14 protein-coding genes are annotated in these 20366 nt (G+C 74.8%); 8 read left to right on the plus strand and 6 right to left on the minus strand.

What is annotated here, in order from left to right; all coding sequences use genetic code 11:
• Nucleotides 1-19: 19 nt before the first annotated feature.
• The 5 genes from KBX06_RS09120 (at nt 20) to KBX06_RS09140 (ending at nt 8657) form a co-directional block, all read left to right on the plus strand.
• Complete coding sequence (locus tag KBX06_RS09120; protein ID WP_374225597.1) at nt 20-2653, plus strand: fibronectin type III domain-containing protein; 2634 nt, start codon at nt 20-22, stop codon at nt 2651-2653.
• Between the two features lie 26 nt (nt 2654-2679).
• The gene (locus tag KBX06_RS09125) at nt 2680-3675 is read left to right on the plus strand and encodes a MoxR family ATPase (RefSeq protein ID WP_210833803.1); all 996 of its coding nucleotides are present in this window, start codon (nt 2680-2682) and stop codon (nt 3673-3675) included.
• Between the two features lie 12 nt (nt 3676-3687).
• Nucleotides 3688-4854, plus strand: coding sequence for a DUF58 domain-containing protein (locus tag KBX06_RS09130; protein ID WP_210833804.1), 1167 nt, complete (start codon nt 3688-3690; stop codon nt 4852-4854).
• Nucleotides 4855-4892: 38 nt separating this feature from the next.
• Nucleotides 4893-7427, plus strand: coding sequence for a transglutaminaseTgpA domain-containing protein (locus tag KBX06_RS09135; protein ID WP_374225605.1), 2535 nt, complete (start codon nt 4893-4895; stop codon nt 7425-7427).
• A gap of 162 nt (nt 7428-7589) precedes the next feature.
• On the plus strand, nt 7590-8657 hold the full coding sequence (locus KBX06_RS09140; protein WP_210833806.1) for a DUF2855 family protein: 1068 nt from the start codon (nt 7590-7592) through the stop codon (nt 8655-8657).
• Nucleotides 8658-8715: 58 nt separating this feature from the next.
• Here KBX06_RS09140 and KBX06_RS09145 read toward each other — a convergent pair whose 3' ends face one another.
• The 3 genes from KBX06_RS09145 to KBX06_RS09155 all read right to left on the minus strand — a co-directional run bounded on the left by KBX06_RS09145 (nt 8716) and on the right by KBX06_RS09155 (nt 11341).
• Nucleotides 8716-9348: a dihydrofolate reductase family protein gene (locus KBX06_RS09145; RefSeq protein ID WP_210833808.1), complete on the minus strand. Its 633-nt coding sequence runs from the start codon at nt 9346-9348 to the stop codon at nt 8716-8718.
• 230 nt (nt 9349-9578) lie between these two features.
• Entirely contained in the window at nt 9579-10370 is a 792-nt protein-coding gene (locus KBX06_RS09150) for an SDR family oxidoreductase (RefSeq protein ID WP_210833810.1), read from the minus strand.
• Nucleotides 10367-11341, minus strand: a complete 975-nt coding sequence (locus KBX06_RS09155) for an LLM class F420-dependent oxidoreductase (protein ID WP_210834195.1) — start codon at nt 11339-11341, stop codon at nt 10367-10369. Before KBX06_RS09155 ends, KBX06_RS09150 begins: the two co-directional genes overlap by 4 nt.
• Nucleotides 11342-11467: 126 nt before the next feature.
• Here KBX06_RS09155 and KBX06_RS09160 point away from each other — a divergent pair, with 126 nt between their 5' ends.
• The gene (locus tag KBX06_RS09160; RefSeq protein ID WP_210833817.1) at nt 11468-12352 is read left to right on the plus strand and encodes a DUF1028 domain-containing protein; all 885 of its coding nucleotides are present in this window, start codon (nt 11468-11470) and stop codon (nt 12350-12352) included.
• Between the two features lie 16 nt (nt 12353-12368).
• Here KBX06_RS09160 and KBX06_RS09165 read toward each other — a convergent pair whose 3' ends face one another.
• Both KBX06_RS09165 and KBX06_RS09170 read right to left on the minus strand, forming a co-directional pair.
• Entirely contained in the window at nt 12369-13055 is a 687-nt protein-coding gene (locus KBX06_RS09165; protein ID WP_210833819.1) for a maleylpyruvate isomerase N-terminal domain-containing protein, read from the minus strand.
• Between the two features lie 17 nt (nt 13056-13072).
• Nucleotides 13073-13960 carry a phosphatase PAP2 family protein gene (locus KBX06_RS09170; protein ID WP_210833825.1) on the minus strand — a complete coding sequence of 296 codons (888 nt, stop codon included), beginning with the start codon at nt 13958-13960 and terminating at the stop codon, nt 13073-13075.
• An 84-nt stretch (nt 13961-14044) separates the two neighbouring features.
• On the opposite strand from KBX06_RS09170, the gene KBX06_RS09175 reads away from it, so the two are divergent.
• Nucleotides 14045-14731: a DUF3159 domain-containing protein gene (locus tag KBX06_RS09175; protein ID WP_210833827.1), complete on the plus strand. Its 687-nt coding sequence runs from the start codon at nt 14045-14047 to the stop codon at nt 14729-14731.
• A gap of 284 nt (nt 14732-15015) precedes the next feature.
• Here KBX06_RS09175 and KBX06_RS09180 read toward each other — a convergent pair whose 3' ends face one another.
• On the minus strand, nt 15016-17907 hold the full coding sequence (locus KBX06_RS09180) for a glycoside hydrolase family 48 protein (protein ID WP_210834196.1): 2892 nt from the start codon (nt 17905-17907) through the stop codon (nt 15016-15018).
• 963 nt (nt 17908-18870) lie between these two features.
• Here KBX06_RS09180 and KBX06_RS09185 point away from each other — a divergent pair.
• On the plus strand, nt 18871-20343 hold the full coding sequence (locus KBX06_RS09185; protein ID WP_210833830.1) for a GH1 family beta-glucosidase: 1473 nt from the start codon (nt 18871-18873) through the stop codon (nt 20341-20343).
• Nucleotides 20344-20366 lie beyond the last annotated feature (23 nt).

The following is a 20366-nucleotide window of genomic DNA, read 5'->3' on the forward strand; positions in this document are numbered from 1 at the left end:
ACACGGGAGGCAGCCGGTAGTGGCCACCATCGATGACGCCGGGCACGCCGGCACCGGCCCCCCGCGTCGCCGGCCCCGCCGGATGCGCGGCGGAGTCGTCACCATCGCGACCGTGGCCGCGCTGCTGGCCGCCATGGGCCTCACCATCCACGGCCTCGGCGCGGCGGACAACGCGGTGGCGAGCCACGACGCGAGTTCCTGGCTGTGGAGCGCCGCGCGCAGCGAGCTGGCCCGCGTCAACGGGATCACCGCGCGGGTCGACACCCGGGTCGGGATCCCGGGCGCCCGCCGGCACCCGGTGCAGGTCACCCAGACCGACCGGCTGCTGGTCCTGCGAGACCTGAACACCGGGCAGGTCAGCTCACTGGACCTGGCCACCCTCCAGATCACCGCGACCACCCGGACGACCCCGGGGCTGGGCGTCAACGTCGCCCTGCACGAGGACGCGGCGTTCGTCGTCGACGCCGTGCAGGGTGTCGTCCGGCAGCTCGACCCGCGGTCGCTGACGCCGGTCGGCGAGCCGCTGCGCTACCCGCCGGGCATCACCGGCGGGTCCTTCGACGGCGAGGGGCGCCTCTGGATCGCGGTGCCCAGCGAGGGCACCGTCTCGGCGGTCACCGCCGCGCCGCTGCCCTCCGCGCCCGCGTCCGCGGCCCCCGCCGGGGGCGGCCTCAGCCCGAAGAAGGTCGAGACGTACGACGTCGCGGACGCCAGCCACGAGCTGGTCGTCTCCACCCTGGACGACGGCGTCGCGGTGCTCGACCGCACCGCCGGGGCGCTGGTGACCGTGCAGCGCGGCAAGGTCCGCACCACCCCGCTCACGATGACCGCGCCGGGTGCGCTGCCGGCGCGCACCAGTGGACCGGACGTGCCCGTGACGGTACCCGGCGAGCGGCGGGTGCACGTCGTCGACGACGGCGGCGCGGTGCGGGCGTTCACCGTGCCGGGCACGGGCGACGAGCTCAGCCCGGCCGTGGCGTGGGCCGGCCGCTACTACTGCGCCGACGAGGCGTCCGGCACGGTCTACGCCTTCGACTCGGGCGGGCAGCTCGTCGACACCGTCCGGGGCCGGGGCACCGGGCCGCTGGAGCTGGAGGTGCGGGAGAACCACCTGTTCATCAACGCTCCCGACTCGGCCACCGCGCAGGTCGTCGACGACAGGCACCAGGTCCGCGAGGTCGACAAGTACGCCAACGACGTGCTCGGCGGCGACCCGCCGCCGGCTCCCCCGCCGCCGCCCCCGCCGAAGAAGCCCGAGGTGGGCAAGCCGGGCGCGCCGCGCGGCGTCTCCGCCGCCGCCGGCAACGCGCAGGCCCGGGTGAGCTGGCGGCCGGCCCCCGCCAACGGGGCGGAGATCGTCCGTTACGTGGTGCAGGGCGCCGGCCAACGTGTGCAGGTGGGTGCCAACCAGCGGGCCGTGGAGATCAAGGGCCTGACCAACGGCGAGACGTACCGGTTCTCGGTGCACGCGGTCAACGCGAAGGGCGACGGTCCCGCGCGCACCAGCAACCCGGTGACGCCGACGGCCGCGGTGCCGGACCCGCCGGCCGCCGTCACCGCCCAGGAACGTCCCGACGGCACGGTGCTGGTGAAGTGGCCGGCCGCGAACGGGCAGGGCAACACGATCGCGAAGTACGTGGTCACAGCCACGTCGGCGGGCACCAACGCCCCGGCGGGCGAGTCCCGCAGGGCCGAGCTGGTGGTGCCGGCGGGCGAGCTGGAGTACGGCACGCAGTACGCGTTCACGGTGGTGGCGGTCAACGACCGGGGCGCCGGCTCGGCGGCCTCGCCGGTGAGTAACACGGTCGTGCCGTACGCGGCGCCGGAGCGTCCGGGCGAGCTGCGGGCGAGCACGGTGGCCGACCGGCCGGGCGCCGTCACGGTGCGGTGGTCCCCGGCGGCGGCTAACGGGCGCCCGGTGACGAAGTACCTGGTGGACCTGGGTGGGCGCAGCAGCGAGGTGACCGACACGCAGGCCACGGTGGACGGGTTGGGCAACGGCCAGAACGTCACCGTGAAGGTGCGCGCGGTCAACGAGGCCGGTCCCGGCCCGGAGGCCACCACCACGGCCCGTACGGTGGCCGAGCCCCGTGTCACCGTCACCGGCTCCTCGGCCACCGCCACCTCGGCGACGGTGACGTTCACCGTGGACGCCGGTGGCGGCAGGGCGACCTGCTCGCTGAGCACCGGTGGCGAGCCGGCGAAGCCCGGGAGCTGCTCCAGCATCACGATGACGGGGCTGACGCCGGGCACGAAGTACACGTTCACCGTGACGGCGAGCAACGCCGCCGGCAAGGGCACGGTCAGCCGCGCCCAGGCCACCGGTGCCCTCTACGGCATCGCGACCTGCCGCAACGGGCCCGACGACGACCAGCGGACCTACTGCGACTCCGATGTCGACGGGCGCAACGGCAACGAGATCTTCTCGGTCACCCGGCAGGACAACGACCGGCAGGTCGGCTGGGCGAAGCCCGGCACCCGGTTGAAGGCGTACTGCAGGAAGTCGGGCGAGAACGTCGACTCGTGGATCTACAACAACCAGAAGCAGAGCACCTGGTGGGTGCAGGTCGACTACAAGGGACGCAACTACATCCCCTGGGCCTGGCTCAACCTGGAGGGCGGCGACGACATCAAGGTCCTGCCCACCTGCTGACCAGCCCAGGCAAGGAGCACCACCGCGTGAACACCCCAGAACCGCTCACCCAGCCGGAGGTGCAGGGCTTCGCCGCCCTCGCCGCCCGGCTGGCCGAGAACGTCAACGCGGTGGTGCTGGGCAAGCCCCAGGTGGTCCGGCTGGCACTGACCGCGCTCTTCGCCCAGGGGCACGTGCTGCTGGAGGACGTGCCGGGGGTCGGCAAGACCACGCTGGCCCGGGCCATCGCGGCCACCGTCAAGGGGCAGTGGCGGCGCATCCAGTTCACCCCCGACCTGCTGCCCTCCGACGTGTCCGGGGTGACGATCTTCAATCAGGCCACCCGGGGCTTCGAGTTCCACCCCGGGCCGGTGTTCGCCAACATCGTCATCGCCGACGAGATCAACCGGGCGTCGCCGAAGACCCAGTCGGCGCTGCTGGAGGTGATGGAGGAGCACACCGTCACCGTGGACGGGGTCCGGCACCCCGTGCCGCAGCCGTTCCTGGTGGTGGCCACCCAGAACCCGGTGGAGATGGACGGCACGTACCGGCTGCCCGAGGCCCAGCTCGACCGGTTCCTGGTGAAGCTCTCCGTCGGCTACCCCGACGAGGCGGTCGAGGTGGAGGTGCTGCGCGGGGCGACGGTCCGTTCCCCCGAGGCGTTGACGGCGGTCACCGACACGGCCACCGTCGGGGAGATGGTCCGGATGGCCCGCCGGGTGCACATCGCCGAGCCGCTCTACGCGTACGCGGTGCGGCTCGCCGCGGCCACCCGCAACCATCCGCAGGTGCGGGTCGGGGTCAGTCCCCGGGGCGTGATCGCGCTGACCAGGGCGGCGTGCGCGTACGCGCTGATCGACGGGCGTGGCTGGATCATGCCGGAGGACCTGAAGACGCTGGTCGAGCCGGTCTTCGCGCACCGGCTGCTGCTCACCCCGGACGCGCAGGTGCGCGGGGTGACCGCCGCCGAGGTGCTGCGTCAGGCGGTCGCCTCGGTGCCGGTGCCGCTGCCGTCGGGCCAGCCGGCCCCGGTCCAGGGCTGACCGGCGACGCCGGTGTCCGCGCTCACCGCCCGCTGTGCCGGGCTGTTCGTCGCCGCCGTCGTGCTGCTCGGTGCCGGCTTCCGCTTCGCGTACCCGGAGTTGACGCTGCTCGGGGCGGCGGCCGGCATCGCCATCGGCTACGCCGTGCTGACCGCGGCCTGGCGGCCCCGTTTGGAGGTGACCCGCAGCGCGGACCCGGACCGGGTGGCGCGGGGCGAACCGGCGACGATGATTCTGACGGTGCGCAACGCCGGGCGGCTGCGGGCGGCGAGCCTGGTGGCCGAGGACCGCTGCGGGGACCGGTCGGTCCCGGTGCCGTTGCTGCGGCTGCGGCCGGGCCGCGACAGCACGGTCCGCTACGAGGTGCCGACCTCCCGGCGGGGGGTGGTGCCGGTGGGGCCGCTGCGGGTGACCCGGCGCGACCCGCTGGGCCTGGTGGCGCTGGCCCGCCCGTACGGCGGCACGGTGCCGGTCTGGGTGCACCCGCGCGTGCACCCGCTGAACGCGGTGCCCACGGGCGCGGGGCGCAGCCTGGACGGCCGGGTGGACAAGGTGCCGCACGGGTCGATCACGTTCGACTCGCTGCGCGAGTACGTGGTCGGTGACGAGCTGCGCCGGGTGCACTGGCGCACCAGCGCCCGGGTGGGCGAGCTGATGGTGCGGGAGAACGTCGACACCAGCCTGCCGCGGATCGTGGTGCTGCTGGACAACCGGGCGGCGGCCCACCCGCAGCGCCTCGACGGGGTGGCCGAGTCGTTCGAGTCGGCGTGCGAGGCGGCCGCCTCGGTGCTGGTCGCCGCGTACCGTGCGGCTCTGCCGGTGGTGCTGCTGCTGGTCGCCCCGGAGCCGGACGACACGGCGGCGGACGGCGACGCGGCGGCGCACGGGCCGCTGGACCGGCTCGCGGCGACGGAACTCGCCGACGCGGACCAGCTTCAGCCGGCCACCGCCCGGCTGCGGCGGGAGCGGCTCGGCGACACCCTGGTCTTCCTCACCGGGCCGGGTGGCCGCGACGACCTGGGGACGGTGGGCGCGCTGCGTGCCGCGTACCCGTCGGTGGTGGTGGGGGTCTTCGGGGCGACGGAGCCGGCGCCGTCGGGCGCGGCCGGTCTGGTGGTGATCGACGCCGCGGACGGGGCGGCGTTCGCCGCCGAGTGGGACGGGGTGCGCAGGTGGTGACGGTGGTCGACGGCGTGCCCGACAGCCCGGCGGGGCGGGTGGCCGACGGGGACGGCACGCCGGCGACCGCCGGGCCTGCCGGGGCCGGTGGCGGTGGTGGCGGCGGTCGGGCCAGCGGCGGCGGACCGGTGCGGGCGCTGGTGCGGGGGCTGCGGGCGGTTCCGTTGCCGCTGGCGCTGATCGCGATGATCGGCCTGGCCGGCGCCGTGCTCGGCCGGGTCTACGCCGGCCCGCTGCTGACCTGGCTGGTGCTCGGGGCGGCGGTGGGCTCGGTGCTGGTCAGCGTGGCCGCCCGCCGGTTGCCCTCGTGGTTGGTCGCGCCGGTCTCGGTGCTGGCGATGGTCGGCTGGACGGCCTGGTCGCTGCGGTTCACCGCGGCCCGCGCCGAGCTGCCCGGCAGCCTGGTCGAGGTGACCGCGGACGCCGCCGCGAACGGCATCCCCCGGCTGCTGACGGCGATGATCCCGGTGGAGCCGGCCCCGGACACGGTGCTGGTGCCGCTGGTCGCCGCGTGGCTGGCCGGCCTCGCCGGTGCGGAGGTGGCGATGCGGGCGGGCCGGGTGCTGCTCGGCTACCTGCCGCCGGTGCTGCTCTACGCCGCCGCGCTCTACGTCGTCGGCCCGAACGCCGACCCCGCGATCGGAGCGACGCTGGCCCTCGTGGCCGTGGCGGTGCTCGGCCTGGTGGTGCCGGAGCGCGGCACGGCCGGCGCCGACCCGGCCGCCGGGCTGGCGCCGGGGGTCCGCGCCGCCGTCCGGGCCCGGCTCGCCGCTGCCTCCGCCGCCGGCCTCGCGGTGGTGGTCGGGCTGGTCGCGCTGCTCGGTCCGCTGCTCGCCGGCCAGGTCGACGGTCGGCCGGTGGATCCCCGGCGGTACGTCGAGCCGCCGCAGGTGGAGACCCTGGACGAGAACCCGCTCATCCGCATCTCCGGCTGGGCACTGAACCCGGGGCAGCAACTGCTCGACGTGCGCACGCGACGCTCGGGTCCGCCGGGTGCCGTACCGGCCCCGGACCCGGGGGCGGACCCCGGGCCGGGCGCCGACGCACGCCCGGTGCCGATCCGGCTGGCGGTGCTCAGCGACTACGACGGGGTGACCTGGCGGGTCGGCGCGACGTACCGCAACGCGGGGCGGATCCTGCCCGTGACGGCGCCGGCGGTCGACAGCACCGTGCAGACGGTACGGCAGGAGATCACCGTCGCCGGGTTGAGCGGCCGGCTGCTGCCCGCCGTCGCCACCCCGCGCGAGGTCACCGGCGCGCGGGTCGCGTACGACCCCACGACCGGGACGCTGATCCGGCCGGAGGGCCTGACCCCGGGGCTGCGCTACAGCGTGACCTCGGCGATGGAGACGCCGGACGCCAACCTGCTCGGCACGGCGGACGTGCCGGCCGGCGAGGAGGTGGCCCGGCTGCTGCGGGTCGCCGACGGGATGCCCGATCCGCTGCGCCGCCTCGCCGCTCAGCTCGCCGAGTCCAACGGCGCCCCGTACGCGCGGGCCACCGCCGTGGAACAGTTCCTCGCCGAGCACTACCGCCTCGTCGCGGACGCGCCGAGCGGGCACGCGTACCCGAACCTGAACTTCTTCCTCTTCGGCCCCCGCAACGCCGGCGGCCAGCGGGGCACCTCCGAGCAGTTCGCGGCGGCGTTCGCCGTGCTGGGACGGCTGACCGGGCTGCCGACCCGGGTGGTGGTGGGCTTCCGCGCCGCCGGGGACGGTCCGGTGCGTGCCGGCGACGCGTACGCCTGGCCGGAGGTGCTCTTCGAGGGGCTGGGCTGGGTGCCGTTCGACCCGCTGCCCCGGCCCGACGAGGAGCCGCGCCCGGTGGAGGAGGACTTCCGTCCCGCGCCGGAGGATCCGCCCCCGTCGGAGGTGCCGGAGCCCACGGTCGAGCCGACCGCGCCCCCCGAGCAGGAGGCAGCGCCGGGCGGGCCGGCCGACTCCGGACCGTCGACGGCGCTGCTGGTCGGCAGCGGGACGGGCGGCACCGCGCTGCTGGTCGTGGCCGCGCTGCTCACGCTGCTGCTGATGCGCCGGGCGCTGACCCGGACGCGGCTGGAGCGGGGCGACCCCGGCCAGCGGATCGCCGGCGCCTGGCGGGAGGTCACCGACGCGTTGCGGCTGGCCGGTCACCCGGTCGGCGGGGACCTCTCCGCCTCCGAGGTCGCCGTGCGGGCCCGCCGGGCCGTCGCCGACGCCCGCGCGCGGATGTCCGGGCACACCCCGACGGCGGCGGGCCCCTCCCCCGGCACCGCCGGCACGGGCCCGGAAGGCACCGGCCCGGAAGGCACCGCCGGCACGGGCCCGGAAGGCGCCGGTCCGGAAGGCACCGGCCCGGAAGGCACCGGCATGGCGGGCAGCACGACGGGTGCCGTGGGCCTCGACGCGCGGGTGGACGAGTTGGCGGGGCTGCTCAACCGGACGGCGTTCGCGCCGGGCACGGCCACCGCAGAGCAGGCCGCGCGGGCCGTCACGACCGCCGGCGACTACGTCGGCGCGCTGCGCGCCGCCCGCCCCTGGTGGCGCCGGCTCCTCTGGTCCGTACGCCCCGGTCCGCTCCGCTGGCCCCGCTGAACCCCTCCGCGACGCGGCGCGATCCACCGCCGTCGCTGCCTCGGGTCCCGGCCCCAGCTGCGTCACCGTCGTGCGGTCGTCGCCCGTCAACCCGGGCCGCGAGTGGGATTTTGCACTCGCAGTGCACTTGTCTCGACGCCCCGGGCTGCTTAGCGTCGCACCATGCCTGCTTCCTGGACCTTCGCCGTGGCGCGTGACGACCTGAGCCGGACCACCCTCGTCGAGGGCACCACGCCCACCCTCGCCGACGGCGAGGCGCTGTTGCGGGTGGACCGCGTCGGCCTGACCGCCAACAACGTGACCTACGCGGTGCTCGGCGACTCGATGCGGTACTGGCAGTTCTTCCCGCCCGGTCCCCGTGGGCTCGGGCCACAGTGGGGACTGCCGCCGCTGTGGGGCTTCGCCGAGGTGGTCGAGTCGACGGTCGCGGGGGTCACGGCGGGACAGCGGGTCTACGGCTACCTCCCGCCGGCGGGTCACCTGGTGATCCGGCCGGACCGGGTGGACGCCTCCGGTTTCCGCGACGCGAGCGGGCACCGGGCCGACCTGCCCTCGCCGTACAACGTGTACCGGTCGACCACCGGCGACCCCGCGTACCGGCCCGGGCAGGAGGACCTGCTCGTGCTGTTCCGGCCGCTGTTCTTCACCTCCTTCATGCTGGCCGACCGGGTCGCCGACAACGACTTCTACGGGGCGGAGTCCCTGGTGGTGTCGTCGGCGTCCAGCAAGACCGCGTACGCCGCCGCCGTCGAACTGCACGGGCGCGGCCCGCGCCTGATCGGGCTCACCTCGCCCGGCAACCTCGAGTTCACCCGCTCCCTCGGCTGTTACGACGACGTCGTCCCGTACGACGACATCGACGCCCTCGACGCCGTACCGACCGTCTATCTCGACCTGTCCGGGGCACCCACCACCCGCGCGGCCCTGCGGCGGCGCCTCGGCGACCGGCTCGTACGCGACATCGCGGTCGGGCTCACCACGCAGATTCCGAACGCCGACGCCGCCGAGGAGGTGTTCTTCGCCCCGGTGCAGATGCGCAAGCGCCGCCAGGACTGGGGCCGTGAAGGGCTCGACCAGCGGTTCACCGACGCCTGGCAGCGGTTCACCGGGATCGTCGGCGGGTGGCTCGACGTCCGGACCGGAACCGGACCCGACGCGTTGGAGCGCGCCTGGCTGGAGGTCCTCGCCGGGCGCACGCCGCCGCGCGTGGGTCAGATCGTCCAACTGTGAACGGTGGCCCGGCTATGACTCCCCGCCGAGCGGACGCCGCACCACGGCCGGGGTGGCTTCAGTCGTCTCTACCGGGCGCGCTCATGTCCCCCGTCCCGGGGGTGCCGTCGGCGAGCCCGTAGCGCAGGTGGACGGTGCCCTTCGGACTGGCTACCGGCGGTTCGAGGAGAGTGACGTTCGAGGGCACCGCGCCACCGTCGAACACCTTCTTGCCGACGCCGAGCACGATCGGGTGCACCCAGAGGTCGAGCCGGTCGAAGAGTTGCTCGCGCAGGAGGGTCTGTACCAGGTTCAGGCTCCCGACGACCTTCACGTGCTCGTGCCGGTCACGGATCTCGCGCATCGAGCCGGCCAGATCCGGGCCGAGCTGCGTGGACCCGGCCCACGAGAGGTCGGGCCGGCCACGGGAGGCCACGTACTTCGGGACACTGTTGAAGAGCGTGGCGATCTCGTTCTCCTCGCCGCCCTCCTGGTGAGGCCAGTACGCGGCGAAGATGTCGTACGTGCGTCGGCCGAGCAGGAGGGCGTCCGTGCCCTCGTACGCGGCACTGACCTGCGCCCCGGTGACCTCGTCCAGCAGGGGCGCCTGCCAGCCACCGAACGGGAACCCCACCGGGTCCTCGTCGGGGCTGCCGGGCGACTGCCCGACGAGGTCGAGGGTTGCGAACAGCTCGATGTGGATGAGACCCATGCCTGACTCCCGGAGAGTTGATCGTCCCGGCCGGTAGGTCGACCTGCCGGCGTCGGCGGGCTCCCACGCCACCAGGCGGGGACGCCGCACCGGCACTGCCCGCTCACGATAGATCACAGGATGCGTTGAAAACGGGTAGCTGCGCTGCGTCCAGCGTCACCGACGGACACCGGCGCGGTCCTCGGCCGCGCGTACGCCAGGTCGGCCACCTCGTCGGGCGGCTCGTGGCGCTAGGCCCGCAGGCGGCGGACGAGTTTGCGCAGCCCGGACTGCCAGCCGTCGGGGTCCTCCGCCCTGCGGAGGGCGTAGCCGGCGACCTCGGCGTGCGGAAGGATCAGGAAGCGCTCCTCGGCGAGGCCGGCGACCGCCGAGTCGGCGACCTGGTCCGCGGTGAGCACCGGGCCGGAGGCGGCCACGACGCGGGCGCCCAGGTGCCCGGCGGCCAGCCCGTCGGCGAGCATGGGCGTGTCCACGCCCTGCGGGCACAGCGCACTGATCCGGACGCCCTGGTCGCGGTAGGTGACCGAGAGCCACTCGGCGAAGCCGACGGCGGCGTGCTTGGTCGTGGCGTACGGGGCGTCGCCGACCGAGGTCAGCACGCCCGCCGCCGAACAGGTGTGCAGCAGGTAGCCGCTGCCCCGGGCGAGCATCGCCGGCAGCACCGCGCGGGCCGCGTAGACGTGGGAGAGCACGTTGACCCGCCAGGCGCGGTCCCAGCCGGCGTCGTCGACCTCCATGCCGCCGCCGGAGGTGACGCCCGCGTTCGCGCAGAACAGGTCGATGCGCCCGTACCGCTGCTCGGTGTCGGCGACCAGCGCGCGGACCTGCTCCTCGTCGGTCACGTCCAGCCCGACGGCGTGGGCGAGCGGGCCGAGGCCGTCGGCCACCGCGCGGGCCGCGTCGGCGTCGAGGTCGGCCACCACCACGGCGGCGGCGCCCTCGGCGGCGAAGCGGCGGGCCAGGGCGGAGCCGATGCCGCCGGCCCCACCGGTGATCACCACCACCCGGTCGGTCAGGTTCATCGCGACCCACCCACTCCCAGGCGCGTGATCAGGTCGCCCAGCGCCGCCGCGCCGCCGGCGGCGAGTTCGGGGGTGGGCAGCAGGGCCAGCACCGGCACGTCGACGCCGGCGTCGGCGTAACGGCGGACCTGCTCGCGGCAGTGCTCCGGCGCGCCGTGCAGCACCAGCGTGTCGACCACCTCGTCGGGGACCGCCGCGCCCGCGCCGCGCCGGTCCCCGGCGGCCCAGGCCCGCCACATGGGCCCGAGCACCTCCTCCCGGCCCAGCCAGCGATGGAACTCGGCGTACGCGGGGACGGTGAGGTAGCTGGTGATCAGCCGGCGGCCCAGGGCGCGGGCGTGCGCGGCGTCCTCGGTCGGGCAGACGAAGATCCGGGCAGCCACCTCGAAGCCGGGGCGGCGCTCCCCCACCTCGGCGAGCGCCCGGGGCACGTCGGCGGCGGCGAGCCAGTTGAGGATGACGCCGTCGGCCTCGGCCCCGGCCAGCCGCAGCATGCCCGGGCGGAGCGCGGCGAGCAGCAGCGGCGGCGGCACGGCGGGCCTGCGGTCCAGCGTGAAGCGGCGCACGGCGAAGGTGTCGTACTCCTCGTCCACGGTCGCCCCGGCCAGCGCCGCGCGCAGGAACCGCAGCACGTCGCGGGTGCGCCGGAACGGTTCGTCGAACGGCACCGCGTTCCAGTTGCGCACGACGACCGGCGAGGACGCGCCGATGCCGAGCGCGAAGCGGCCGGGGGCGGCGTCGGCGAGCGCCGCCGCGCTCATCGCCAGCAGACCCGGGCCCCGGGTGAAGACCGGCGTGATCGCCGTGCCCAGGCGCAGCCGGGGCTGCCAGGCGGCGGCGAGCGCCAGCGGGGTGAACGCGTCGGCCCCGTTGACCTCGGAGGACCACACGTCGGTGAAGCCGGCCCGGTCGAGGGCCGCGTAGACCGCGGCGTGCTCGGCGAGCGGGATGCCGTCCAGCGGCACGGTCATGCCCCATCGCGTCGTCATCGGTCGATGGTGCCCGTTCGCCGTGCCGCAGAGCAAGATCCCGTCGAGGATCCCACACCCGCCGGCTCGCGGGGACTCGTACGCAGCGGTGGGAGCTAGTCTCCGTGCGTGACCTTCTCGCTCGTCGCCCGCTCCGCCGACGGCCGCCGCCACGGCGTCGTCGTGGCCAGCCGGTTCCTGGCCGCCGGCGCGCTGGTTCCGGCCGCCGAGGCCGAGGTGGGCGCGCTCGCCACCCAGGCGCACGTCAACCTCGCCTACCGCCCGCAGGGGCTGGCGCTGCTGCGCACCGGGGTGGCCGCGGCCGACGTGGTGGCCGGGCTGGTCGCCGCCGACCCGGACCGGGACCATCGCCAGCTCGGCGTGGTCGCCGCCACCGGCGCCGGCGCGAACTGGACCGGTCCCGCCTGCCACCCCTGGGCCGGCGGCCAGGCCGGGGACGGCTGGGCGGCGCAGGGCAACATCCTGGCCGGTCCGCAGGTGATCGACGCGGTCCGCGACGCCTGGCTGGGCGGGGGCGCGCTGCCGTTTCCCGACCGGCTGCTGGCCGCGCTGCGCGCCGGGGACCAGGCCGGTGGCGACCGGCGTGGCCGGCAGAGCGCCGGGCTGCTCGTGGTCGAGCACGGCGGCGGCTACGACGGCACCGGCGACGTCCTGGTCGACCTGCGGGTCGACGACCACCCCGACCCGGTGACCGAGCTGGGTCGGCTGCTCGCGGTGCACACCCTGCTCTTCAGCCGGCCCGACCCGGCCACCCTGCTCGACCTGACGGGCGCGGTCGCCGCCGAGGTCGGCGCGCTGCTGGCCGCGCTCGGCCACCCGGTCGACCCGGCGCGGCCGGAGGAGGCGCTCTTCTCCTGGGCGGGCCTGGAGAACCTGGAGGAACGGCTGGTGCCCGGCCGGATCGACCCGGTCGTGCTGGACCACCTGCGCAGGGCCGCCCCGCACGTGCCGGCCCCGCGCCCGGAGGCCGACCCCCTCGCCGCCGACGCCTGAAGCGTCCTGCCCCGGGTCAGGCGCCGAAGGAGAGCCGGCGGAAGCCGGCAGCGTCGACGACGGCCCGCTCGCGGTCGGTGAGGGCGGCCCGGCCGGTCGCCTTGCGGATCAGCGCGAGCCGGTCCCAGCCCAGTGCGGGCGGGACCGGCCGCCCGCCGGTGAGCAGGTCGGCGACGACCTCCGCCGCGGCGGGCGTCAGCCACGGCCGCCGCCCGAGCGCCGCCGCCAGGTCCAGGCCGTGCACGCCGACCTCCACCACGCGGGTACGCAGGAACTCGCCCAGTTCCATCGCGTCGCCGTGCCGGGTGCGTACCACCCGATCCGGCGGTGCGGCGTCGACGGCGTGCAGGGCGGCCCGCCAGGCCCGGTCGAAGTCGGCCACCAGCGCCGGACCGTCGGTTTCCCGGGCCTCCCGCCGGCCGGCGGCGACGCGGGCGGCGTCCACGGGCGCGGTGAACTTGGCGGCGCCGAAGTAGCCCGCGGCGTCGACCCGCGCGCGGGGCGGGGCGGGCGCGGCGAGCATGTCGACCAGCCGGCCCGCGCCGCTGCGCACGTGGGCCAGCAGTTCGCCTACGGTCCACGGCCGGCAGGCGGTCGGGCGGTCGAGATCGGTCTCGTCGACGCCGCGCAGCACCTCGCCCAACCGCTCGCACTCGTCGCGGAAAGCCGTCCGTACGCTCCCGATCGCTTCGATGGTGGGCACCTGCCGCCGTTGCGGGCTCAGCCCTTGACCCGGGGCACCAGCCGGTGCACGGCGGTGAGCACCAGCGCCATCACCACGCCCATCGTGCCGGCGATCCCGGCGGCGCTGCCGGCGTACCCGACGAGGAGCGGCCGGCGTGCCAGCTCGCTGGGCGGGGTGCCGCGCAGGTCGACCAGCCAGGCCAGGGCGAATCCGCAGGCCACCATCGCCAGGACGCCGCCGACGCCGAGCACCGTCGCGGCGACCCGGTGGGCGTCGGCCGACTCCACCTGCGCCTGTTCGCGCTGGGTGATCAGCAGCACCAGCCCGGCCAGCGCCGCCCAGACCCCGACGACCAGGAACGCGGCCACCGCGTCGCTGGGGCGGTGCCAGCCGGCGGAGAGGGTGGCGACCCCGGCGATCGCGGCGTAGCCGGCGCCGAGGAACGCGCCGAAGACCCGTACCTTGCGGGGCAGGACGAGCACCAGGGCCACCGCGACCGACGCGGCGACCGTGGCGTGGCCGCTGGGCAGGCTGTTGCCGGCGTAGATCCGTTCGGGGTCGATGCCGAAGTCGGGCCGGGCCAGGCCGTACTTGAGCAGCTGGGTGGTGGCGTTGGCGCCGGCGATCAGCAGGGTGGCCGTGACGGCCAGGGCGACCCGGCCCCGGATCAGGGCGATGAAGCCGATCACGGCGGTCGCCGCCAGCAGCGAGACGACGGACATGGCGTTGAGGATCCGGTCCACCGGGTCCTCGATGTGGTCCTGCCCGATCCGGTTGCCGGTCAGGGCGACGGTGTCGACCCACTGGCCGATCTCGACGTGCACGGCGACCCGCCACGCCGCGAGGAAGGCCGCCGCCTGGACGATCGCCAGGACGACCAACCAGACCGCGGTCCAACCCCTCGGCGTCGCTCGCACCCGCACACCGTAGCGGCAGGCGCACCCCCGTCGGCGGGTGGCCTGCTGGTCGGGGACGGCTAGGTTGGTGGCGGACGTGAGGAGGGTGCGGTGAGGCGTACACCGGAGCGTGCGGCAGCCCCGGCGGACCGGCCGGAGACGCTCGCTGACCTGCTCGGCGGGCGCCGGGGCGCGGTCGACGCCAGCCTGCCGCCGGTGGCGTTCGCGCTCGGTTGGCTGCTCGGCGGGCAGTCGCTGTGGGGCGGGGTGGGCGCGGCGGTGCTCACCGGCGCCGCGCTCGCCGGCTGGCGGCTGCACCGGGGCGACCGGCCGCGTTCGGTGCTGATCGGGCTGCTGGCCGTCTGTGTGGCGGCGCTGGTCGCGTTGCGCACCGGTCGCGCCGAGGACTTCTTCCTCGTCCAGTTGCTGTCCAACGCGGCGAGCACCCTCGCCTGGGTGGTCAGCGTCGTGGTGCGCTGGCCGCTGCTCGGGGTGGTGGTGGGTGCCGTGCTCGGCCAGCGGACCCGCTGGCGCCGGGACCCGGCGCTGCTGCGGGGTTACGGCCGGGGCAGTTGGGTGTGGGTGGCGTCCTACCTGCTGCGGGTGGCGGTGTTCCTGCCGCTGTGGCTCGGCGGTCAGGTGGTCGCGCTGACGGTGGCCCGGGTCGCGCTGTCCTGGCCGCTGGTGGCGGCGGTGCTCGCGGTGAGCTGGGTGGTGGTGCGCCGGTCGCTGCCGGCCGGTCACCCGGGGCTGCGTCACCCGGTCGTCGGGGCCGTGGCGGAGCCGACGGGAAAGTAGAGGGAGAGGCCGCCACGGGGGGAGCGGCCTCTCCGGTGACGTACGTTACTCCGTCCCGGCCCCGCGCGTGATCCCGAGGTGACCGGATTTTCGGGCGTTTTCGCGCCGGGTGCATATCCGGGTGTGGTGGGGTGGGCCGGCTGCCCCGCTGCGTCGGCCGGTTGGCCGGCCCACCCCGGCCTGACCGTGGGAGTCAGGCCGTCCGCCGACCGGGCGCCTGCGTTCCCCCAGGCCCGGTCGGCCTCCGGGTGGACGGGCCGCGCCGCCCACCCGGAGGAGTCGGTTCAGCCGTTGGGGAACAGCTTGCCGTAGTCGGCGTACGCCATGGCGACGTCCGCCTGAGCCCAGAACCGGTGGTACTTGAACTCCGGCTCGGGACCGCCGTCGAGGTACGCCTGGACCTTCGGCCAGGCCGGGTCGTTCTTGTAGAAGGAGCGGATGTCGAGGAAGCTCTTGCCCGCGGCGACGGCGTCACCGTTGGGCATGGTTCCCGTCCAGCCCGGCGGCACGTAGAGGCCCTGGCCGGTGCTGGCGTCGTAGACGTCGTCGAAGCGGCGGTAGTCGCCGCGCTTCTCCACCGTGGAGACGCCCTGCGCGTCGCTGGCCGCGTGCAGCGCGTCCAGCAGCCCCTTGGCGGTGTTCTTCGCCGCCGCGTTGCCAGACTTCGCCGCGTACGCGATGAGGGTGCGGGCGTAGGCGGCGGCGATGCCGACGTCCTGGCCCTTCACCGTGACCTCGACGTGCAGGTTGGTGTTGGGCTGCGGGTTGGCCGGGTTCCAGGTGGTCGGCTGGCCGGTCCACTTCATGTCCGACGGGATCGACCAGTTGGCGCCCAGCGTGGTGTTGGCGATCGCCCACGGCACCCACTTGTCCAGCAGGGCCTTGGCCTTGGCGTTGCCGGTCTCCAGGTACAGCTCGGCGATGCGCTGCATCGACCAGGCCTGCATGCCGAACCACTGGTTCGACGGCGGGTCGTTGTAGACCGGGTCGACGTCGTAGAACATGCCGTAGAAGGTCGACGTGCCGGCCGGGGGCTGACCGTAGTGCCCGCCCCAGCTGTTGGTCGCGCCGCCGGCGATGCCGCCCTCGGCGGACTGGAGCCAGGTGTAGAACTCCAGCTGCCGCTCCAGGCTCTTGGTCCAGTCGGTGACGGCCGTCGGCGACTTCGGCTTCAGCTCGTTGACGTTGGTCAGCGCCCAGGCCGCGAACGGGTTCTGGTAGCCGAAGTGGTTGTGGCTGGAGCCGATGCGCCACGACCAGTTCTGGTTCGGCTCGTACGCGCCGCCCCAGGCGTAGTACCAGGACATCAGGTAGTGCGCCGAGTCCTTGCCGGTGCCGGCCGGGCAGGCGGCGGCGCCGACGCAGTTGCCGATCTTCTTGAAGTACTTGTCGAACATCGCGTAGCGCAGGTAGTCGCCCATCTTCGCGGCCTTGGCCACGGTGGCCGCCACGTCGGCCTCCTTGCCCTGCTCCTTGGCCCAGGTCAGGGCCCAGTACGCGGCCTGCACGGCGCGGGCGTCGGCGTCGGGGGCGTTGGTGTACTTCCACTGCTTCGCCGGCGCGTTCGCCTCCTTGACGAACAGGTCCAGGTAGCCCTTGCTGCCGCCGTGGGCGAAGGTGTCGCAGGACGGCTGCGGCACGGTCTCCCACACCGACTCCTGGGTGCCCCGCTGGAAGGTGTTGATGTACGCCGGCCGGGTGGTGCCGTCGCCGCAGCGGCCGTAGCCGTAGGTGTTGTCCACGTCGAGCAGCCAGTGCATGCCGTAGATGTCACCGGTGCCGTAGGTGTTCTGCAGCTCCGCGCGCAGCGGGTCCTGGCCGACCGGCACGGACGCCTCGAGCTGCGACGGGTACTGGCTGGGCAGGTCGTGCTCGGCGGCGTACTGGGCGGTGCCGGCCGCGCCCGCGGTCGGCTGGTCGGCGTGCGACGGAATGATGTACTTCTCCATCACGGTCCAGGAGTTGTTGAACGGCGCCCAGTTCTGGGTCACCCGGCCGTACTGGGCCTCCAGCCACAGCCAGAAGCTGAAGGCCTCGGAGGTCGTCTCGTGGCCGTGGTCGGGTGCCTCGACGATCAGCGTCTCGATCGAGTGGTACGGCACGCCCTCGGGGCTGAAGTAGCCCGAGTTCTTGATCTTGCCGTACTGGTCGAGGAACCGCTTGACGTAGGTGTCGTCCCCGCCACCGGTGTCGTTGTCGATCTCGGTGGCGGTGATGGCCAGCGGCGCGTAGCCGGTCGCCGAGGCGGTGACGGTGGCGGTGCCGCCGAGCGTGTCGGCGTCCTCGGCCGCCGCGACGGTCACGTTCACCCCGGTGTTCCAGTTGCTGGGGGTCAGCGTCACCGAGGCCGGCGAGACGGTGATGTCGGTGTCGCCGGTGCGGGCCAGCGAGACCGGCACGTTGGCCGGGGGCGCCGCGCTGAGCTTGAGGTTGACCGTCGAGCTGCCGCCCTCGGTCACGCTCACCGCCGACGGAGTGGCGACCAGCATCGGCCCGGACGCCGCCGCGACGGTGAAGGACTTCTCGGCCGTGGCGGTCAGGTTCGCGTTGTCGTACGCCTTGGCCTGCACCGTGTACGCGCCGGCGGGCAGGTCTTCGAGGGTGTAGCCGTACGGGGCGGTGGTGTCGGTGTTGACCAGCAGGCCGTTGCGGTAGAACTCGACCTTGCTGATCGTGCCGTCCGGGTCGCTGGCGGTGGCGCTCAGCGGCACGTCGGCGGGGGCCTCGAACGGGCCGGCCGGCACGCCCAGCGCGACGGTCGGCGGCTGTTGCTGGGTGCCGCCGCAGGTGACGCCGTTGACCGAGAAGGAGGTCGGCTTCGGGTTGGTGCCGCTGTGCGTGCCGTTGAAGCCGATGCTGGTGGAGGCGCCCGTGCCGATGCCCCCGTTCCACGCCTCGTTGGTGGCCGTGACCTGGTTGCCGGTCTGGCTCCACCTGGCCGACCAGCCCTGGGTCACCTTCTGGTCGCCGGGGAAGGCGAACTTCAACGTCCAGCCGTTGATCGGGTCGCCGAGGTTCTTGATGGTGACGTTGGCGGTGAAGCCGTTGCTCCAGTCGCTGGTCGCGTAGACCACGTCGCAGGCGGGGGCGGCCTGCGCGGCGCCGGCCGGCAGGGTCACCCCGCCGACGGCGAGCGCGGCGGCGGCGACCATCGCCAGGCGGCGACGTCTTGCCAGATTTCTCATGTGCGCGGTGTCTCCTCGGACCTGGCCGGGGACGCAACGGCCCCGGCGGGGCGCCCTGCCCGCGAACGGGGTCCGGGGCGCCCGGGGATGGTGGTCGCCCCGGCCGGGGCCGGGGTGCGGCGGGCGGCACCCCCTGCGGGGCGGCGACTCCGCCGGGTGCGTCGGATGCCGTACCGGAGACACCGGCTGCCCTCGGCGACCCACGCTTGCGCGATCTGGCTCCGCGTCGCGGTGGCGACAGTGTGCCACGCATGGAAGCGCTCCCACAATGGCCGGACGCGCGCCGATGCAGCAACATGTTTCGATCTCGTTTTGGGGCTTTCACAAAGCCGTGACGGGCGTTACAGTCGCAGCATCGGTCGATGGGAGCGCTTCCATCGACGGAGCTCCAATTAGAAGATCACCCGGGCCCGTCGACGACGGAACCCGGGGAGTCAGCCCGAGGGCTGACGGCGGGCCAGCCCGGACACCGCCGTCAGCCATCCCGCCAACACGGAGGGAGGTGGATCCGCTAGCCACTCGCGTGGCCCGGCTCCCGCGCGACACGCACGACAGGACGCCAATTCCGCCCGTGCGTGTGCAGCAATGGTGGGGACGGGGGTTGCCCTCCCCCGTCCCCACACACTAAACCCCCTTTCACGATGGGAAAAGAGGCCGACGGGACTGGCCGTGTCGCCGTTCCGACCGGCCTCGTCCGCTGTCCGCCCGCACCGCCCGGTCGACGCCCCGCGCCCCGGCGCCCCGGCGTCCCGCGGCCGGCCACCCGAGCGCCGGCGCGTCACCGCCGCCCCCGCTCCCGCACCGCCGTCGCGGGCGTACGACTCACCCCCCCTCCGCCACCCCGGCCACCACCACCCGGCAGGCCCCGGGCGGAGGCGACCGTCCGGGGCCTGCTGCCCTATGCTGGGAGCGCTCCCGGCCCGGCGGTGGCCACGCAGACCATGAGGAGAACCGATGTCGATGCCCACCCCGCGCCCGCCCCACGGCGCCGCGCTCTCCGCCACCGCCCCCGCCGCCCCGGTCGGCACCGGAACGGACGCCGTCCGCGCCCTGACCGGCCACGGGAACCAGCCCCACGGCCCGGCGCCGGCGGGCGACGGGGCGCCGGCGGGCGACCTGCGCTTCCCCGCGGGCTTCGGCTGGGGGGCGGCCACCTCCGCCTACCAGATCGAGGGCGCGGCCAAGGAGGACGGCCGTGGCGAGTCGATCTGGGACACCTTCAGCCGCACGCCGGGCCGCACGCGAAACGGCGACACCGGCGACGTGGCCGCCGACCACTACCACCGGTACGCCGAGGACCTCGACCTGATGCGCGACCTCGGGCTGCACAGCTACCGGTTCTCCATCTCCTGGCCGCGCGTGCAGGCCGACGGCACCGGCGCACCCAACCAGCGCGGGCTCGACTTCTACCGCCGCCTCGTCGACGGGCTGCACGAGCGGGGCATCGCGCCCATGGCGACACTGTTCCACTGGGACCTGCCGCAGGCCCTCCAGGACGCCGGCGGCTGGGAGTCGCGCGACGTCGCCCACCGCTTCGCCGACTACGCCGAGATCGTCTTCCGTGCGCTCGGCGACCGGGTGCCCGTCTGGCTGACCGTCAACGAGCCGAAGACGGTGGTGCAGAACGGCTACCTGGAAGGACACCACGCCCCGGGCCGGCGGGACCCGGCCGCCGCGTACCTGGTCGCCCACCACCTCCACCTGGCCCACGGGCTCGCCGTCGCCGCGCACCGCGCCACCGGCGCCGGCCGGATCGGCCCGGCGCTCAACCTGCACCCCTGCTACCCGGCCGACGACTCACCCGCGGCGGCCCGGGCCGCCCGGCTGCACGACGGCTACGAGAACCGCCTCTATCTCGACCCGATCCTCACCGGCCGCTACCCGCAGGACGTGCTGGACGACCTCGGGCCCGACAGCCGGCTGGTCCGCGGCATCCGCGAGGGGGACCTGGCGACCATCTCCGCGCCGGTGGACCTGCTCGCCGTGCAGTACTACACGCCCTACTACCTCACCGGCGACGGTGCGACGACCCCGCGCTGGCCCACCTCCCAGGCGTCCTGGCAGCAGATCCACCCCGACGGGATGTACGACATCCTGACCCGGGTGACCCGCGACTACGGCCCGATCCCGCTCACCGTCACCGAGAACGGGCTGCCCACCCCGGACACCCTCGACGCCGACGGCACGGTCGACGACGCCGGGCGGGTGACCTTCCTGCGCGACCACCTCGCCGCCGCCCACCGGGCCGTGGCCGCCGGCGTGCCGCTGGAGAGCTACCACGTCTGGTCCCTGCTCGACAACTTCGAGTGGGACGCGGGATACGACGAGCGCTGGGGCCTGGTCTACGTGGACTACCAGACCCAGCGGCGCGTGCTCAAGCGCAGCGCGCACTGGTACCGCCAGGTCATCGCCGCCAACGGTCTCTGACCGCCCGGCCCCTCCACCCCGGC

It is taken from the genome of Micromonospora sp. C31, assembly GCF_018070575.1.
Classification (GTDB): domain Bacteria; phylum Actinomycetota; class Actinomycetes; order Mycobacteriales; family Micromonosporaceae; genus Micromonospora.

Coding starts and splice junctions, on each gene's coding strand:
- KBX06_RS09140 (WP_210833806.1), top strand. CDS start 7,590: ATGCCTGCTTCCTGGACCTTCGCCGTGGCGCGTGACGACCTGAGCCGG.
- KBX06_RS09145 (WP_210833808.1), bottom strand. CDS start 9,348: ATGGGTCTCATCCACATCGAGCTGTTCGCAACCCTCGACCTCGTCGGG.
- KBX06_RS09150 (WP_210833810.1), bottom strand. CDS start 10,370: ATGAACCTGACCGACCGGGTGGTGGTGATCACCGGTGGGGCCGGCGGC.
- KBX06_RS09155 (WP_210834195.1), bottom strand. CDS start 11,341: ATGACCGTGCCGCTGGACGGCATCCCGCTCGCCGAGCACGCCGCGGTC.
- KBX06_RS09185 (WP_210833830.1), top strand. CDS start 18,871: ATGTCGATGCCCACCCCGCGCCCGCCCCACGGCGCCGCGCTCTCCGCC.